18 protein-coding genes are annotated in these 15,226 nt (G+C 35.7%); all 18 read left to right on the top strand.

The genetic code is table 11. The features are described from left to right. Window positions 1–5: 5 nt before the first annotated feature. The 18 genes from ABH960_RS12575 to cccA all read left to right on the top strand — a co-directional run bounded on the left by ABH960_RS12575 (window position 6) and on the right by cccA (window position 15,122). Entirely contained in the window at window positions 6–449 is a 444-nt protein-coding gene (locus ABH960_RS12575; RefSeq protein WP_000054578.1) for a GatB/YqeY domain-containing protein, read from the top strand. A 107-nt stretch (window positions 450–556) separates the two neighbouring features. After that, window positions 557–850, top strand: a complete 294-nt coding sequence (yqfC, locus tag ABH960_RS12570; RefSeq protein WP_002067170.1) for a sporulation protein YqfC — start codon at window positions 557–559, stop codon at window positions 848–850. 249 nt (window positions 851–1,099) lie between these two features. Beyond that, window positions 1,100–2,299 carry a sporulation protein YqfD gene (gene yqfD / locus ABH960_RS12565; protein ID WP_404445485.1) on the top strand — a complete coding sequence of 400 codons (1,200 nt, stop codon included), beginning with the start codon at window positions 1,100–1,102 and terminating at the stop codon, window positions 2,297–2,299. A 3-nt stretch (window positions 2,300–2,302) separates the two neighbouring features. Continuing rightward, window positions 2,303–3,262 (top strand): PhoH family protein, encoded by a 960-nt coding sequence (locus tag ABH960_RS12560; protein WP_002015189.1) that lies wholly within the window; start codon window positions 2,303–2,305, stop codon window positions 3,260–3,262. Window positions 3,263–3,458: 196 nt separating this feature from the next. Continuing rightward, entirely contained in the window at window positions 3,459–5,603 is a 2,145-nt protein-coding gene (locus ABH960_RS12555) for an HD family phosphohydrolase (RefSeq protein ID WP_002015188.1), read from the top strand. Continuing rightward, the gene (gene ybeY, locus ABH960_RS12550) at window positions 5,600–6,070 is read left to right on the top strand and encodes an rRNA maturation RNase YbeY (RefSeq protein WP_002088675.1); all 471 of its coding nucleotides are present in this window, start codon (window positions 5,600–5,602) and stop codon (window positions 6,068–6,070) included. Before ABH960_RS12555 ends, ybeY begins: the two co-directional genes overlap by 4 nt. Continuing rightward, on the top strand, window positions 6,067–6,420 hold the full coding sequence (locus ABH960_RS12545; RefSeq protein ID WP_002143170.1) for a diacylglycerol kinase family protein: 354 nt from the start codon (window positions 6,067–6,069) through the stop codon (window positions 6,418–6,420). The genes ybeY and ABH960_RS12545 overlap by 4 nt, the downstream gene beginning before the upstream one ends. Window positions 6,421–6,519: 99 nt before the next feature. Then, a complete protein-coding gene (locus ABH960_RS12540; RefSeq protein ID WP_113935594.1) occupies window positions 6,520–6,918 on the top strand; it encodes a cytidine deaminase in 399 nt (132 codons plus the stop codon). Further along, a complete protein-coding gene (gene era, locus ABH960_RS12535; RefSeq protein ID WP_002088672.1) occupies window positions 6,911–7,816 on the top strand; it encodes a GTPase Era in 906 nt (301 codons plus the stop codon). Before ABH960_RS12540 ends, era begins: the two co-directional genes overlap by 8 nt. 176 nt (window positions 7,817–7,992) lie before the next feature. Then, window positions 7,993–8,136, top strand: a complete 144-nt coding sequence (locus ABH960_RS12530) for a YqzL family protein (protein ID WP_000883924.1) — start codon at window positions 7,993–7,995, stop codon at window positions 8,134–8,136. A 33-nt stretch (window positions 8,137–8,169) separates the two neighbouring features. Then, window positions 8,170–8,916 (top strand): DNA repair protein RecO, encoded by a 747-nt coding sequence (recO, locus tag ABH960_RS12525; protein ID WP_002129136.1) that lies wholly within the window; start codon window positions 8,170–8,172, stop codon window positions 8,914–8,916. A gap of 107 nt (window positions 8,917–9,023) precedes the next feature. Next, entirely contained in the window at window positions 9,024–9,656 is a 633-nt protein-coding gene (gene ccpN, locus ABH960_RS12520; protein WP_002015181.1) for a transcriptional regulator CcpN, read from the top strand. A gap of 29 nt (window positions 9,657–9,685) precedes the next feature. Further along, window positions 9,686–10,498 carry a pyruvate, water dikinase regulatory protein gene (locus ABH960_RS12515; protein WP_002015180.1) on the top strand — a complete coding sequence of 271 codons (813 nt, stop codon included), beginning with the start codon at window positions 9,686–9,688 and terminating at the stop codon, window positions 10,496–10,498. A gap of 452 nt (window positions 10,499–10,950) precedes the next feature. Beyond that, a complete protein-coding gene (locus tag ABH960_RS12510; RefSeq protein ID WP_265176825.1) occupies window positions 10,951–11,082 on the top strand; it encodes a PIN domain-containing protein in 132 nt (43 codons plus the stop codon). An 80-nt stretch (window positions 11,083–11,162) separates the two neighbouring features. Next, on the top strand, window positions 11,163–11,306 hold the full coding sequence (locus ABH960_RS12505) for a hypothetical protein (protein WP_162836445.1): 144 nt from the start codon (window positions 11,163–11,165) through the stop codon (window positions 11,304–11,306). A gap of 81 nt (window positions 11,307–11,387) precedes the next feature. Continuing rightward, the gene (dnaG, locus tag ABH960_RS12500; RefSeq protein ID WP_404445475.1) at window positions 11,388–13,193 is read left to right on the top strand and encodes a DNA primase; all 1,806 of its coding nucleotides are present in this window, start codon (window positions 11,388–11,390) and stop codon (window positions 13,191–13,193) included. Window positions 13,194–13,252: 59 nt separating this feature from the next. After that, window positions 13,253–14,380 carry an RNA polymerase sigma factor RpoD gene (gene rpoD / locus ABH960_RS12495; RefSeq protein WP_000764062.1) on the top strand — a complete coding sequence of 376 codons (1,128 nt, stop codon included), beginning with the start codon at window positions 13,253–13,255 and terminating at the stop codon, window positions 14,378–14,380. A gap of 385 nt (window positions 14,381–14,765) precedes the next feature. Then, on the top strand, window positions 14,766–15,122 hold the full coding sequence (gene cccA, locus ABH960_RS12490; RefSeq protein WP_002015178.1) for a cytochrome c550: 357 nt from the start codon (window positions 14,766–14,768) through the stop codon (window positions 15,120–15,122). Window positions 15,123–15,226 lie beyond the last annotated feature (104 nt).

Below are 15,226 nucleotides of genomic sequence, written 5' to 3'. Positions count from 1 at the left end.
AAGTTATGAGTCTTCTCGGTCGTTTAAACGATGATATGAAACAAGCGATGAAGAATAAACAAAAAGAAAAATTAACCGTTATTCGTATGGTTAAGGCTGCTTTACAAAATGAAGGTATTAAACTGCAACATACTCTTACTGAAGAAGAGGAATTAACAGTTTTAGCTCGTGAAGTAAAACAGTATAAGGACTCCCTCCTTGAATTTAAAAAAGCTGGTCGTGAAGACCTTGTTGATAAACTGCAAAGTGAAATTCAGATTTTAAGCGCATATTTGCCGGAGCAATTAACAGAAGAAGAACTAGCGGATATAATTAAGCAAGTTATTTCTGAAGTTGGTGCTACATCTAAAGCAGATATGGGTAAAGTGATGACTGCTGTTATGCCGAAAGTAAAAGGTAAAACAGACGGATCACTTGTGAATAAGCTGGTTATCCAGCTATTAGCATAAAAAAGCGTCTCATTTCGTATGAGACGTTTTTTTATGCTTTTTTCAGTTTGGACGTGATATTACAAGCTCTTTTTTCATACATATGGGATGAGAGGGGGTCTTTTGAGATGAAAAAAATAGAACAAATGAAGAATTGGTTAACGAAGCAAATAGACCTGCCAGTGGATGTGTTAATGGATCTACCTCGGATCACGCTTGTTGGGCAAGTACATATCTATATAGAAAATCATCGAGGATTATTAGTGTTTTCAGATAAAGAGGTAAGATTGCTATTGAAACATGGTCAATTATTAATTAAAGGTCAATCCTTTGTTATTAAAACAATCCTTCCAGAAGAACTGTTGCTTGAAGGGATTATTGAACAAGTGACGTTTTTAGAAAATGAAAAGAAAGAGGAGTGAGGAGAAACTTCCGTTTGTGAAGTTTTTCTTCGTTACCTTGTATTAACAGGCGGTAACGTTCTGGCCTCAATATTCGGTTCGTACAAAGAGGATAGGTGGGAATTGAGTTCCACGTAAAAAACTGGCTCGTGAAGGTTAATAATTAGTGAGGATCAAGGAATCTGCTAATTAAAATTTTAGTACGAGCTAGTTTGATAATCGAATTGAAAAGTAGTGTATCTACTTTTAGAAAGGTAGTGGAGATAGTCGATGAAAAATAAATGGTTTATAAAATGGCTTGGGTATGTAAAGGTGCGAATTGAAGGTAGAGGAGCGGAACGCTTTGTTAACGAGTGTGTGCGGAAGAAATTACTCGTTTGGGATGTAAAGAAGATAGCTGATGAAACGTTAGTTTTTTGTATGTTATTACGAGATGTGAAAAAGATAAAACCAATTTATAGAAAAAATGAATGTAAATTATATTTTATTGGACGTTACGGTTTTCCTTTTTGGAATAAGCGTGTAATTAAAAATAGTGGATTTTTAATTGGGTTTTTAATATTTTTTTTCGGAATGATCGCATTGTCAAATATGGTGTGGAAAATTGAAATTACAGGAGCAAAACCTGAAACAGAATATATATTGATGAAAGAATTGGACAAAATGGGTATAAAAAAAGGTAAATTACAATTTCAAATGCCGAGTGTAGAAGATGTTCAACGTCATTTGACAGACAATATTAATGCGATTACTTGGGCGGGATTAGAAATAAGAGGGACAACATATCATTTTAAGATTGTTGAAAAAAATGAGCCGAAAAAAGAAAGTGAACAACAGCCACAAAACTTAGTAGCAAAAAAAGAAGGGATTATTACAAAAACATTTGTGGAAGTTGGGAAGCCGGTTGTCATGAAAAATGACCATGTAGAAAAGGGGCAACTTCTCGTATCCGGGATGTATGGTAATGAGGAGAATCCGACAGTTGTTTCGGCTAAAGGGATTGTATATGGAGAAACGTGGTATAAATCTGAGGTGGATGTTCCGTTAAAGACACAATTTCAAGTGTATACTGGTAATTCATACAATGAATATTTCCTTGAATTTGGGAGTACTAAAATAAAAATATGGGGATTTCTACAGGATAAGTATAAGCGCTCTCGTACTGAAAGTGTAAAACATGATGTGAAATTATTTGGATTTACATTACCAATTGCATACGAGAAAGATATTGTACGAGAAGAGGAAGAAGCGAACCGAGAATATACCGAAAAACAAGCAATGAAAGTAGCGAAAGAGATGGCAGAAAAAGAACTGAAGAAAAAATTGGATGAACATGCTATGATTGTAAGTGATAACATTTTGAGTAAAGAGGTTGAGGCGGATCACCTAAAGGTCACATTACATTATACAGTGATTGAAAATATTGCAGAGCCACAACCAATATCTGAATCCGATATTCAAGGAGACTGAGTAATGGCAGAACAATTAGTAGAAATGAACCAACAATTGGAAAACCCCAACGAAGCAATCGCTCTTTTTGGGGTAAATGATGCTCATTTAAAAGTAATTGAACGAGAACTTAGTGTATCGATTGTGACTAGAGGAGAATCTGTTCGTGTATCTGGGGCAGATGAAACTGTGGTGCTCGTAGAAAAAATCTTACAACAGTTACTTGTTGTTATCCGTAAAGGTGTATCAATTTCGGAAAGAGATGTTGCGTATGCGATTCAGCTTGGGCAACAAGGGAAAATTGCTCAATTCGAAGAATTATATGAAGAGGAAATTTTTAAAACGGCAAAAGGTAAATCCATTCGTGTGAAAACGATGGGGCAAAGACGATATATTCATGCAATGAAAAAGAATGATATTGTGTTTGGGATAGGACCTGCTGGGACAGGAAAAACATACTTAGCCGTAGTAATGGCTGTGAGAGCTTTAAAGCAAGGGTATGTAAAGAAAATTATTTTAACAAGACCTGCTGTAGAAGCTGGAGAGAGCTTAGGGTTTTTACCAGGTGATTTGAAAGAAAAAGTAGATCCGTATTTACGTCCACTATATGATGCGTTACATGATATTCTTGGACAAGAATATACACAACGTATGATGGAACGTGGTGTAATTGAAATTGCACCTCTTGCTTATATGAGAGGGCGTACTCTTGATGATTCATTTGTTATATTAGATGAGGCGCAAAATACAACTGGTGTTCAAATAAAAATGTTTTTAACACGATTAGGTTTTAGTTCTAAAATGGTTATTACGGGGGATCCCTCACAGGTAGACTTGCCAAAAGGGGTAAAGTCAGGTCTTTCTATTGCTGCTAATATTTTATCTGGTGTATCAGGTCTTTCGTTCATTACATTGGAACAAACGGACGTTGTGAGACACCCGTTAGTGCAACGTATTATTGAGGCATATGATAAAATGGAATGATCCTATTTGTCAGGATCATTTCTTTTTGTATGATAAGGTTGGCGAATGACATATTTTTTACTATCATTAAAGACGAGGGAAATAAACTATAGGTGAGAGTGGATAAAAATGTTGTCCAAAAAGTATCGTTACCTAGAAGAAATGAAAGCTATAAATAGTTTCACTTTATTTCTGGAGAGGAGAAGGTATTGAAATCATGTCAAGATCTCAAGAAATTTCTAAGTGGTTTCGTAATTTACAACATTCGAAAAAACTAAGTTGGATTTCTTACGTTTTATTAGGGGCAGTGCTGTTTTTTGCACTTATGAATAATGTAAAACCAGAGCAATTAGATGTTACAACATATTCTATTGCGAAAAAAACAATCCATTCTCCTATTAAAATTGAAGATAAAGTTACAACGGACAAAAAGAAAAAAGAAGCCGCTACAAAAGTTGAAGATCAATATACATATAAAAGTGAGTATAAACAAAATAAAGTGGATATTGTGAATGACGTCTTTGCTAAAGTAGATGAAGTGATACAAGAGATTAAAGCGGTTGGACCGGATGAGCAAAAAAAGATTACTGATGCTGAAAAAGTGGACAAGTTGAAAAAAAAATTGCCTACTGATTTAACGAAAGAATTATCTGATTCAAACTTACTAAACTTAATTAATGCGGATTCGAACCAATTAGTATTAGCGAAAGATGCAACAGTTACAGCTATTAATAGTATCATGACTGAGCATGTTAAAATGGATGAATTGAAGGATGCGAAGGAACGATATGTAAGTGAGATGAATAGTGTTAATGTTGATAATGGTTTAAAGGAATCTATTAAGGCGTTAGGGAAATATGCGATTTCTGCAAACTATTTTTATGATCCGACCTTAACAAAAGAGAAGAGAAAAGCGGAAGAAGATTTAGTTCCACCTGTTTATATTCTTCAAGGGCAAGTCCTTGTTAGAGAAGGTGAAACGATTTCAAGTGATATGTACAATCAGTTGAAATTAGTTGGCCTGTTAGAAAAAGGGAACAGTTTTCAACCCTATGTTGGGTTAGCGGTACTCATTGGTGTGCTATTGTACTTTATGCATAAGCAGTTTGAAGTGTTTTTACAGCGGAAAAGAGAAGATAGGCCGTATGTCTTAGCGTATATTACAATTTTGTCTATCACGATTGTTTTAATGAAAATCATTAGTTTGTTTCAAAAGCTTGAGTATGCAGGAATCGCGTATGTTGTTCCAGTTGCAATGGGAACAATACTTGTAAAATTAATGATTGGTGATCGATTTGTATTTTTAACGAGTATGATCTTTTCTGTATGCGGAAGTATTATGTTTAATGAAGGTGTAACGAGTACACTGAATTATAGTGTGGGGATTTATGTTTTATTAAGTTCATTATCAGTTAGTATTTTCTTGAGAGAAAAAAATCGTCGTACGATGATTTTACAAGCTGGTATACTCGTTTCTGTATTAAATGTAGTCGTATTAGCGGCTTTGCTATTATTACGTAACGGGAATTTTTCGCCTCTTGAAATTGGGGTGCAATTATTAATGGCTGCTGTTTCGGGTATTATCTCTTCTGTTCTAGCTATGGGGATTTTACCGTATTTAGAAAGTGGTCTTGGGATTGTATCGAGTATGAAATTGATGGAACTTTCAAGTCCGAATCACCCGCTTTTGCGTAAAATTTTATTAGAAGCACCAGGTACATATCACCATAGTGTAATGGTAGCTAATCTCTCAGAAGCTGCTTGTGAAGCAGTTGGAGCAAATGGAGTATTAGCGCGTGTAGGGGCTTATTATCATGATGTAGGGAAAACGGTACAACCACAGTTTTTTATTGAAAACCAAATGGGTATTGAAAACCCGCATGATAGATTAGACCCTGTAACGAGCAAAGATATTATAATTGCTCATGTAACCGATGGGGTGAGAATGTTAGAAGAACACCATATACCTCAAGAAATTATCGATATTGCTGGACAGCATCATGGTACAACGTTACTTAAATATTTTTATTATAATGCGATTAAAGAAGATAAAGAGAAATATACGGAGGAAATGTTCCGCTATCCAGGATCAAAAGCAACTTCTAAAGAGTCGGCGATCGTTGGTATTGCTGATAGTGTGGAAGCGGCGGTACGTTCGATGAACCATCCAACACCAGATCAGATTAATAATTTAGTGCAAAGTATTATTAAAGATCGCCTGCAAGATGGTCAATTTAGTGAATGTGATTTGACATTTAAGGAACTACAAATCGTTGGAAAAACGTTATGTGAAACGTTAAATGGTATTTTCCATTCCCGTATTACATATCCGGAACCGCCGGAAGAAAAGGAGAAAGAATGAGTTTATTAATTGATTTTATTGATGAAACAGAAGAAGTGAAAGACGAATATATAAGTTTGATTCGAGGTTTAGTAGAGAAAGCAGCCCAAATGGAGAACATAGAAGAAGGCGCAGAATTATCGGTTACATTTGTAGATAATGAACGTATTCGTGAAATAAACCGTGATTACCGAGATAAGGATCAGCCTACGGACGTTATTTCTTTTGCTATGGAAGAAATGGGAGAAGGCGAAATGGAAATTGTCGGTGCAGAGATGCCGCGTATGTTAGGAGATCTTATTATTTCTATTCCAAGAGCAAAAGAACAAGCTGAAGAATATGGACATTCTTTTGATCGAGAACTTGGGTTTTTAGCACTACATGGCTTTTTGCATTTGCTTGGTTATGATCATATGACAGAAGAAGATGAGAAAGAAATGTTTGGAAGACAAAAAGAAATTTTAGAGGCCTTTGGATTAGGACGATGAAAACAGGAAAACTTTTAGATAGTTTTGGATATGCTATAGCTGGTATATACTTTTGTCTTCGTCATGAACGAAATATGAAAATTCATTATTTAGCCGCAGTCATCGTTATATGCTGCGGCTTTTATTTCCATATTACAACAATGGAATGGATTGTCGTACTTATTGTGATAGGGATTGTAATGAGTTTAGAGATGGTGAATACGGCTATTGAAAAAACAGTAGACTTAGCAACCGTCGATATTCATCCGGTTGCAAAAATTGCAAAGGATGTTGCAGCAGGGGCAGTTTTATTATTTGCAATTATAGCTGCTGTAATTGGTGCTATTATCTTTTTACCGTATATGGTATAGTTGCATTCCGAAGCTTTTATTAAGCTTTGGGAGCGCCGTGAAGGCCTTTAATGAAAGAGTTTATCTATTCACATCTATGAACGGAAAGGATGCGGGAATATGAATAGCGAACAATTAATTCAAGAAGCAACCGAAGCGCGTAAACGAGCGTACGTACCATATTCTAAATTTCAAGTAGGTGCAGCTTTACTAACTCAGGATGGAAAAATATATCGTGGATGTAATGTTGAAAATGCATCATATGGTTTATGTAACTGTGCAGAAAGAACAGCGTTATTTAAGGCAATTTCTGAAGGGGATAACGAGTTTGTAGCTATTGCAGTCGTAGCGGATACAAAGCGTCCAGTACCTCCTTGTGGAGCATGTCGACAAGTTATGATAGAATTATGTAAACAGGATACGAAAGTATACCTATCAAACTTACATGGTGATGTTCAAGAGACAACAGTCGGAGAATTGTTACCAGGAGCATTTTTAGCGGAGGATTTACATGAATAGAAAAGGTTATAAATCAGGTTTTGTCTCTATTATTGGCAGACCGAATGTTGGGAAATCTACATTTTTAAATCGTATTATTGGCCAAAAAATTGCCATTATGAGCGATAAGCCACAAACAACTCGTAATAAAATTCAAGGTGTATATACAGAAAATGATTCACAAGTAGTTTTCATTGATACACCAGGAATACATAAACCTAAACATAAACTAGGCGATTTCATGGTGAAGATGGCTCAAACGACATTAAAAGAAGTTGATATTGTTTTGTTTATGGTCAATGCAACTGAAGGATATGGTCGTGGTGAGGAATTTATTATTGAGAAATTACAAGAAACGAAACAACCGGTATTTTTGGTAATTAATAAAATTGACCAACTTCATCCAGAGCAATTGCTGGAGTTGATTGATCAATATCGTAAATTATATGAGTTCGCGGAGATTGTGCCAATTTCTGCATTGGACGGTAATAACGTTGAAGCGTTAATCGGAGCAATTAAAAAGTATTTACCAGAAGGACCGCAATATTACCCGGATAATCAAGTAACGGATCATCCAGAGCGATTTATTATTTCAGAGCTTATTCGTGAAAAAGTATTACATTTAACACGTGAAGAAGTACCGCATTCTGTAGCGGTTGTTATTGATGCAATTCAAAAGCGTGAGGGCGGAGCGGTTTATATAAACGCAACGATTGTTGTTGAACGTGCATCACAAAAAGGAATTATTATAGGTAAGCAAGGGAAGATGTTAAAAGAAGTCGGTAAGAGAGCTCGTTTTGACATTGAAGCACTTCTTGGTTCTAAAGTATTTTTAGAAGTGTGGGTGAAAGTGCAAAAAGATTGGCGTAATAAGATGTCACAGCTTCGTGACCTTGGTTTCCGTGAAGACGAGTATTAATATGAAGTAAAGTTGTGATCAGTGGATGTTTTGTTCATCCGCTGATTATTGGTTTTTATGAACCTTGATAAATTAGGAAAAATTTTTCTCACATGAAAATGAACAAAATGGGTCAACTTAATAACAACAAAAGAAATTGGTTTATAGGCTACGCTTATTGAGAAAGGTGGATTCTTATGCTAGATTTTACCTGGAAGTTTTTCTCCAAAACAGGAAGCATTGAAACGTATTTGCTTTTGAAAGAAATGGAAAAAGACGTAAACGATGAGATGGATCAACATGAAGAGGAGTTAGCGCATCTAGACTCTCCAATTTCTTGACCCGTTTTGTTCAAACCTTGGATGGTGACGAACATGTTTCAAAAAGTTGAGGGCATTGTTATCCGTACGACAGATTACGGAGAAACAAATAAGATTGTTACAATATACTCACGGGAATTTGGTAAGGTAAGTGCAATGGCAAGAGGGGCGAAAAAGCCGAAGAGTCGGTTAGCAGCTATTTCGCAACTTATGACACATGGTCATTTTCTTATTCAAATGGGATCTGGACTTGGAACTTTGCAACAAGGCGAGATTATTTCATCTATGAAAGAAATTCGTGAGGATATATTTTTAACTGCTTATGCATCATTTATTATTGAATTAACCGATAAAGCAACAGAAGATAAGAAGCATAATCCGTATTTATTTGAAATGTTATATCAAACGTTGCATTATATGTGTGAGGGTGTTGATCCAGAAGTATTATCATTAATTTATCAAACGAAAATGCTTCCGGTATTAGGGATGCGCCCGTACTTTGATACATGTGCTATTTGTCATCAAGAAACAGATTTTGTCGCCTTCTCTGTCCGGGAAGGCGGTTTTCTGTGCTCGCGTCATGCGGAGCAAGATCCGTATCGTATTCCGGTGGGAGAGGCTGTTCATAAATTATTACGTCTCTTTTTTCACTTTGATTTACACCGGCTCGGTAATGTATCGGTGAAGGATAGTACAAAAAAACAAATGCGCACAGTATTGAATACATATTATGACGAATATTGTGGGATTTATTTGAAAACAAGGCGTTTCTTGGAGCAACTTGATAAGTTTCAAATATAAAAAGGGCCGTATACGGTCCTTTTTACATACTTTCTTTTTCGAATAGCATATTTAGTATATAATATTTAAGAGATAGTATAACTTTTTTCGTTGTGCATTATAAGGTGGTGATTATCATAGAGCTGAATAAACGGCAAGAGCATATCATTCAGATTGTAAAAGATCACGGTCCTATTACAGGGGAGTCAATTGCTGGGCAATTGGGTTTAACACGTGCAACGCTAAGACCAGACTTAGCAATTTTAACGATGGCTGGTTATTTAGAAGCGCGTCCACGTGTAGGTTATTTTTATACGGGTAAAACCGGGGGACAGCTATTATCTGAAGCTGTTAAGAAAATTAAAGTGCAAGATTATCAATCTAGACCGGCTGTAATTGATAAAAATGTATCAGTATACGATGCAATCTGTACTATGTTTCTAGAGGACGTTGGTACATTATTTGTTGTAGATCAAGCTACTTTATTAGTTGGCGTTGTATCTCGTAAAGATTTATTACGAGCTAGCTTAGGAAAGCAGGATTTAACCTCTCTTCCGGTTAATATTATCATGACAAGGATGCCAAACATTGCGATGTGTCGCAGGGAGGATTCTTTATATGATATTGCGATGGAATTAATAGAAAGACAGATTGATGCGATGCCGGTTGTGAAGGATACGAAACAAGGTTTAGAAGTGATTGGACGAATTACAAAAACAAATATTACACGTGCGTTTGTAAATTTAGTAAATAACGAATAAGTGTAATTTGTTTAAAGTGAGGTAATGTAATGGATAATAAAATCGTATATGTCGTATCTGACTCTGTAGGAGAAACGGCTGATTTGGTTGTTAGAGCGGCAATGGGACAGTTCCCATTCGCTCCTGATATTAGGCGTGTACCGTATGTAGAAGATACAGGGACATTAAAAGAAGTAATCTCGATTGCCAAGAGCAATCAAGCGCTTATTTGTTTTACGTTAGTAAAGCCTGATATGCGTCAATATTTATTGACAGAAGCGGCAAAAGAAGGAGTAGAGGCATACGATATTATCGGACCTCTTATCGATCAAATTGAAGAAATTACAGGGCAAGTACCAAGGTATGAGCCAGGTGTCGTTCGAAGATTAGATGAAGAGTACTTTAAAAAAATTGAAGCGATTGAATTTGCAGTTAAGTATGATGATGGTAGAGATGCACGTGGTATTTTAAAAGCTGATATCGTGTTGATTGGAATTTCACGTACATCAAAAACACCACTTTCACAATATTTAGCGCATAACAAACGTTTGAAAGTTGCTAATGTACCACTTGTACCGGAAGTGGATCCGCCTGAGGAATTATATCAAGTGGCAAAAGAGAAATGTTTCGGTTTGAAAATTATACCAGATAAGTTAAATCATATTCGAAAAGAACGATTGAAATCACTTGGATTAAGTGATGGAGCAACATATGCAAATATTAATCGTATTCAAGAAGAAATTGATCATTTTGAGGAAGTAATTAGTAAAATAAATTGTCAAGTGATTGATGTATCAAATAAGGCAATTGAAGAAACAGCAAATATTATTGTGAATGCAGTGCAAAACCAAAAAATGTTTTAGCACATTTACCAAAGGTGAATGTGCTTTTTTCGCTCGTGAGAAGGCGTTAGAGGAAGATGCGAAGTAGAGCATGAACTTTCGGCTTAGTAATAGAATATAGCGGAATGGTTATACTTATATTCTTCTGTTTTTTAATTATGCTAAAGGAACGATTTCGTTATCTTTAAGTGTAAGATGAAAATTAAAGGGATATGTAGCGTAGTTGAAGAAAATATATTATAATAAAAAATTGTGATAAAAACCTATATTTTACGTTTAGACTTTAATTTTTCAGAATAAACTAGGGATAGGATTTTCGAAAAAGACATGTATTTACGTTAAATCGACAAAATCTAGACAAGAAAACGCACATTATGGAAGGATTCACAGAAGGGATGTAGAATACAGAAATATGCAAAACATCAGATAAGATATTATTTGATGCAGATGCGTATCCCGTGAAGAATGCAATTGTGCAAGTTGGAACAAAATTTTATGTCGAAATTTTGTTTGTCGTATCCTATGCTCATCGTTCAAGAAAACAGCAAGGTAATTGGGTCTATGTAGATTCTGAGCAAGATGAAGTTGACTGTTATATTTATTAACATGCAAAAGCTACAGATCTCATGATCATACAGGCTATAGTGCTTCTTGCTAGTCTTCTTGTGAAAAAGGAGTATATGTATTGTCTCCAGGAGATACATTTGTAACAGATGAGCAAATGTATACAATTTTATATAGTAGTATGTATCTGCGAATTTACGCAGACTGGGGACTTATACGAAAGGTCCAAAATCGTTTACACAATGTGATCGACAGTACTTTCTAACAAATTTAGAAAAATATTGTCGAATTATAAAGGAATCTTTTAATTTATATCGAATACAAAATACGACACGGAGATGGAGTTATGGGGAACAGAATTCCTGAAGAAGTTGTTGAACAGATTCGGACATCATCCGATATTGTAGAAGTGATTGGTGAGTATGTTCAACTTAGAAAGCAGGGGCGTAACTATTTCGGCCTTTGTCCATTTCATGGTGAGAATTCTCCTTCATTCTCTGTTTCATCTGATAAGCAAATTTTTCATTGTTTCGGATGTGGAGAAGGTGGAAATGTATTTTCTTTTCTTATGAAAATGGAAGGACTTGCTTTCACAGAGGCTGTTCAAAAGCTTGGCGAAAGAAATGGAATTGCAGTTGCAGAATATACATCAGGGCAAGGACAACAACAACAACAAGAAGACATATCTGATGACACTGTCATCATGCAACAGGCTCATGAACTTTTGAAAAAGTATTATCATCATTTATTAGTAAATACAGAAGAAGGAAATGAAGCACTTTCATATTTATTAAAACGTGGTATTACAAAAGAGATGATTGAGAAATTTGAAATTGGTTATGCATCACAAGCTTGGGATGCAGCGACGAAAATTTTACAAAAAAGAGGTTTGTCGCTATCTAGTATGGAACAGGCTGGCCTTCTTGTAAGAAGTGAGAAGGATGGCAGTCATTATGACCGCTTCCGCGGAAGAGTTATGTTTCCGATTTATACTTTACAAGGTAAGGTGATAGCGTTTAGTGGAAGGGCATTAGGAGATGACACTCCGAAATATTTGAATAGTCCTGAAACACCGATTTTTTACAAAAGTAAGCTGTTGTATAATTTCCACCAAGCAAGGCCGTTTATTAGAAAACGTGGGCAGGTTGTCCTTTTTGAAGGTTATGCCGATGTACTAGCCGCGGTGAAAAGTGGTGTGGAAGAAGCTGTTGCGACAATGGGAACAGCTTTAACTGAAGAACAAGCGAAACTTCTGCGACGTAACGTTGAAACTGTTGTTCTTTGCTATGATGGTGATAAAGCAGGGCGAGAAGCGACGATGAAAGCAGGGCAATTACTATTGCAAGTTGGTTGCCAAGTAAAAGTTACATCCTTGCCAGATAAGCTTGACCCTGATGAATATGTGCAACAATATGGGACAACCGCTTTTGAAAATCTTGTGAAATCAAGTATAAGTTTTGTTGGTTTCAAAATAAATTATTTGCGTTTAGGGAAAAATTTGCAAGATGAGTCTGGCAAAGAAGAATATGTAAAAAGTGTTTTAAAAGAGTTATCATTGCTACAGGATGCGATGCAGGCGGAATCATATTTAAAATCATTATCGCAAGAATTTTCGTATTCAATGGAAACACTTTTGAATCAATTGCACCAATATCGCAAAGAACAAAAGGTACAGCAAAAACAAATAAAGCAGGTTTCTAAGCCATCTCAAATTGTTCAAACGAAACCGAAATTAACAGGTTTTGAAAGGGCAGAAAGAGAAATTATTTACCATATGTTGCAAAGTGCAGAAGTGACAGTGCGTATGGAACCTCATATAGAAGATTTTTATACAGAAGAACATAAAGGGATTTTATATGAACTATACGCATATTATGAAAAGGGAAATGAACCTTCAGTCGGAACATTTTTAAGTTGGCTCTCTGATGAAAAGTTGAAAAATATTATTACTGATATTTCGACGGATGAATTTATTAATCCAGAGTACACAGAAGAAGCGTTACAAGGTCATTTGGAGGCGCTAAGACGCCATAAAGAAAAACTTGAAAAGATGGAAATTATCTTTAAAGTAAAACAAATGGAAAAAACAGATCCTGTAGAGGCTGCTAAATATTATGTGGCATATTTACAAAGTCAAAAAGCAAGAAAATAGCTTTTTCGATAAAGTTTTAGTATAATGAATGTTTGTATCTCGCGTAAGGAGGGGAACAGATGGCTGATAAACCAGCTCGTTCTAAACAAATTGAAACTGAAATGACCCTTGAGCAAGTGAAAGAACAACTCACTGAGCTCGGAAAAAAACGTGGCGTTCTTACATATGAAGAGATTGCAGAACGCATGAATGGATTTGAAATTGAATCCGATCAAATGGATGAATACTATGAATATTTAGGTGAACAAGGGATTGACTTAGTTGGTGACAATGACAACGACGAAGGTCCTAATAATCGTCAAATTACAAAAACGGAAGAAGAATTTGACCTTAATGATTTAAGTGTGCCGCCAGGTGTGAAAATCAATGACCCTGTTCGTATGTACTTAAAGGAAATTGGTCGTGTAGACTTACTATCTGCTGAAGAAGAAATTCGACTTGCGACACGTATTGAAGAAGGCGATGAAGAAGCAAAACGCCGTCTTGCGGAAGCAAACTTACGTCTTGTAGTAAGTATTGCAAAGCGCTACGTGGGCCGTGGTATGCTTTTCTTAGACTTAATCCAAGAAGGAAATATGGGTCTAATTAAGGCAGTTGAAAAGTTCGACTACCGTAAAGGTTTTAAATTTAGTACGTATGCAACTTGGTGGATTCGCCAAGCTATTACACGTGCGATTGCAGACCAAGCGCGAACAATTCGTATTCCAGTTCATATGGTTGAAACAATTAATAAGTTAATCCGTGTACAACGTCAATTATTACAAGATTTAGGACGCGAACCATCTCCTGAAGAGATTGGTGAAGAAATGGATCTTGCTCCAGAAAAAGTACGCGAAATCTTAAAGATTGCACAGGAGCCAGTTTCTCTTGAAACACCAATTGGTGAAGAAGACGACTCCCATTTAGGTGACTTTATCGAAGACCAAGAAGCAACATCGCCTGCGGACCATGCAGCGTATGAATTGCTAAAAGAACAATTAGAAGATGTGTTAGATACACTAACAGATCGTGAAGAAAATGTTCTGCGTCTTCGTTTTGGTTTAGATGATGGACGAACTCGTACGCTTGAAGAAGTTGGGAAAGTATTCGGCGTAACGAGAGAACGTATTCGTCAAATTGAAGCGAAAGCACTTCGCAAATTAAGACATCCAAGCCGTAGTAAGCGTCTTAAGGATTTCTTAGAATAGGCTACCTTTAAGTTTACTTCACTTTTGTGAAGTAAACTTTTTTGTTTTGTTAATTTTTGTTAAAATTTAGCTATCGGCAACGATTACAATTTCTTGTAATTTATTTTACAGAATTGTCTTTTGATTTGCAAATGCTCATTTTTCGATTTTTCGATTTATTTTGTTTATTATATACAAAATAATATGTAGAAAAGTAAAAAATATGATGAGAAACGTTAGTAATTATCGAAATAATATGCGATATAATAGTGAAAATCAATAAAATGAATTTACGGAATATTTTTAACAAGTAGTAGTTTGCTCTTTTCTGATAGGGCGTTTTCAAGTACAATATAAATAACTGAATCATCTAACTATTTAGCGGTATAGAGGGGGGAGAAGAGATATGAAACGTAATCCGTTGATTCCGTTCGCTCTTATTGCAGCATTAGGTATTATCGTTATGTTTGTATTTTCATTTCAGGGGCTAAATAAATCTAAAGAGTTAGCTGATGCAAAAAATGGTGGGAAACCAGCACAAACAGCATCAAAGCCAGAGGATATTGTAAAGCAAAGCTGTACGAGCTGTCACGGTGATCAGTTACAAGGGGCAGTGGGACCTAATTTACAAAAAATTGGTGGGAAACTTTCGAAAGATGAAATTAAAGAAGTTCTTTCAAAAGGAAAAGGAAATATGCCAGCTAATTTAATTCCAGCTGATCAAGCAACGAAAGTAGCTGATTGGTTATCGAAGAAAAAATAAAGTTTCGTATTACAAGCCTTTTGCTTTTGTGCAAAAGGCTTGTTTTTCTATACTTTCTAAAATACGATTAGTAATAGAGAATTGAAGTGTTGTTATGGACTTGC

It is taken from the genome of Bacillus sp. RC252, from assembly GCF_044909215.1.
Lineage (GTDB): Bacteria > Bacillota > Bacilli > Bacillales > Bacillaceae_G > Bacillus_A > Bacillus_A mycoides.
This window is presented reverse-complemented; position numbering and strand designations above follow the sequence as displayed.

Bases quoted from the DNA above. Each gene is read 5' to 3' on its own strand.
- ABH960_RS12530 (WP_000883924.1), top strand. From the start codon at position 7,993: ATGCTAGATTTTACCTGGAAGTTTTTCTCCAAAACAGGAAGCATTGAA.
- ABH960_RS12575 (WP_000054578.1), top strand. From the start codon at position 6: ATGAGTCTTCTCGGTCGTTTAAACGATGATATGAAACAAGCGATGAAG.
- rpoD (WP_000764062.1), top strand. From the start codon at position 13,253: ATGGCTGATAAACCAGCTCGTTCTAAACAAATTGAAACTGAAATGACC.
- ABH960_RS12515 (WP_002015180.1), top strand. From the start codon at position 9,686: ATGGATAATAAAATCGTATATGTCGTATCTGACTCTGTAGGAGAAACG.
- ABH960_RS12540 (WP_113935594.1), top strand. From the start codon at position 6,520: ATGAATAGCGAACAATTAATTCAAGAAGCAACCGAAGCGCGTAAACGA.
- dnaG (WP_404445475.1), top strand. From the start codon at position 11,388: ATGGGGAACAGAATTCCTGAAGAAGTTGTTGAACAGATTCGGACATCA.
- recO (WP_002129136.1), top strand. From the start codon at position 8,170: ATGTTTCAAAAAGTTGAGGGCATTGTTATCCGTACGACAGATTACGGA.
- ybeY (WP_002088675.1), top strand. From the start codon at position 5,600: ATGAGTTTATTAATTGATTTTATTGATGAAACAGAAGAAGTGAAAGAC.
- cccA (WP_002015178.1), top strand. From the start codon at position 14,766: ATGAAACGTAATCCGTTGATTCCGTTCGCTCTTATTGCAGCATTAGGT.
- yqfD (WP_404445485.1), top strand. From the start codon at position 1,100: ATGAAAAATAAATGGTTTATAAAATGGCTTGGGTATGTAAAGGTGCGA.
- ABH960_RS12545 (WP_002143170.1), top strand. From the start codon at position 6,067: ATGAAAACAGGAAAACTTTTAGATAGTTTTGGATATGCTATAGCTGGT.
- era (WP_002088672.1), top strand. From the start codon at position 6,911: ATGAATAGAAAAGGTTATAAATCAGGTTTTGTCTCTATTATTGGCAGA.
- yqfC (WP_002067170.1), top strand. From the start codon at position 557: ATGAAAAAAATAGAACAAATGAAGAATTGGTTAACGAAGCAAATAGAC.
- ABH960_RS12555 (WP_002015188.1), top strand. From the start codon at position 3,459: ATGTCAAGATCTCAAGAAATTTCTAAGTGGTTTCGTAATTTACAACAT.
- ABH960_RS12560 (WP_002015189.1), top strand. From the start codon at position 2,303: ATGGCAGAACAATTAGTAGAAATGAACCAACAATTGGAAAACCCCAAC.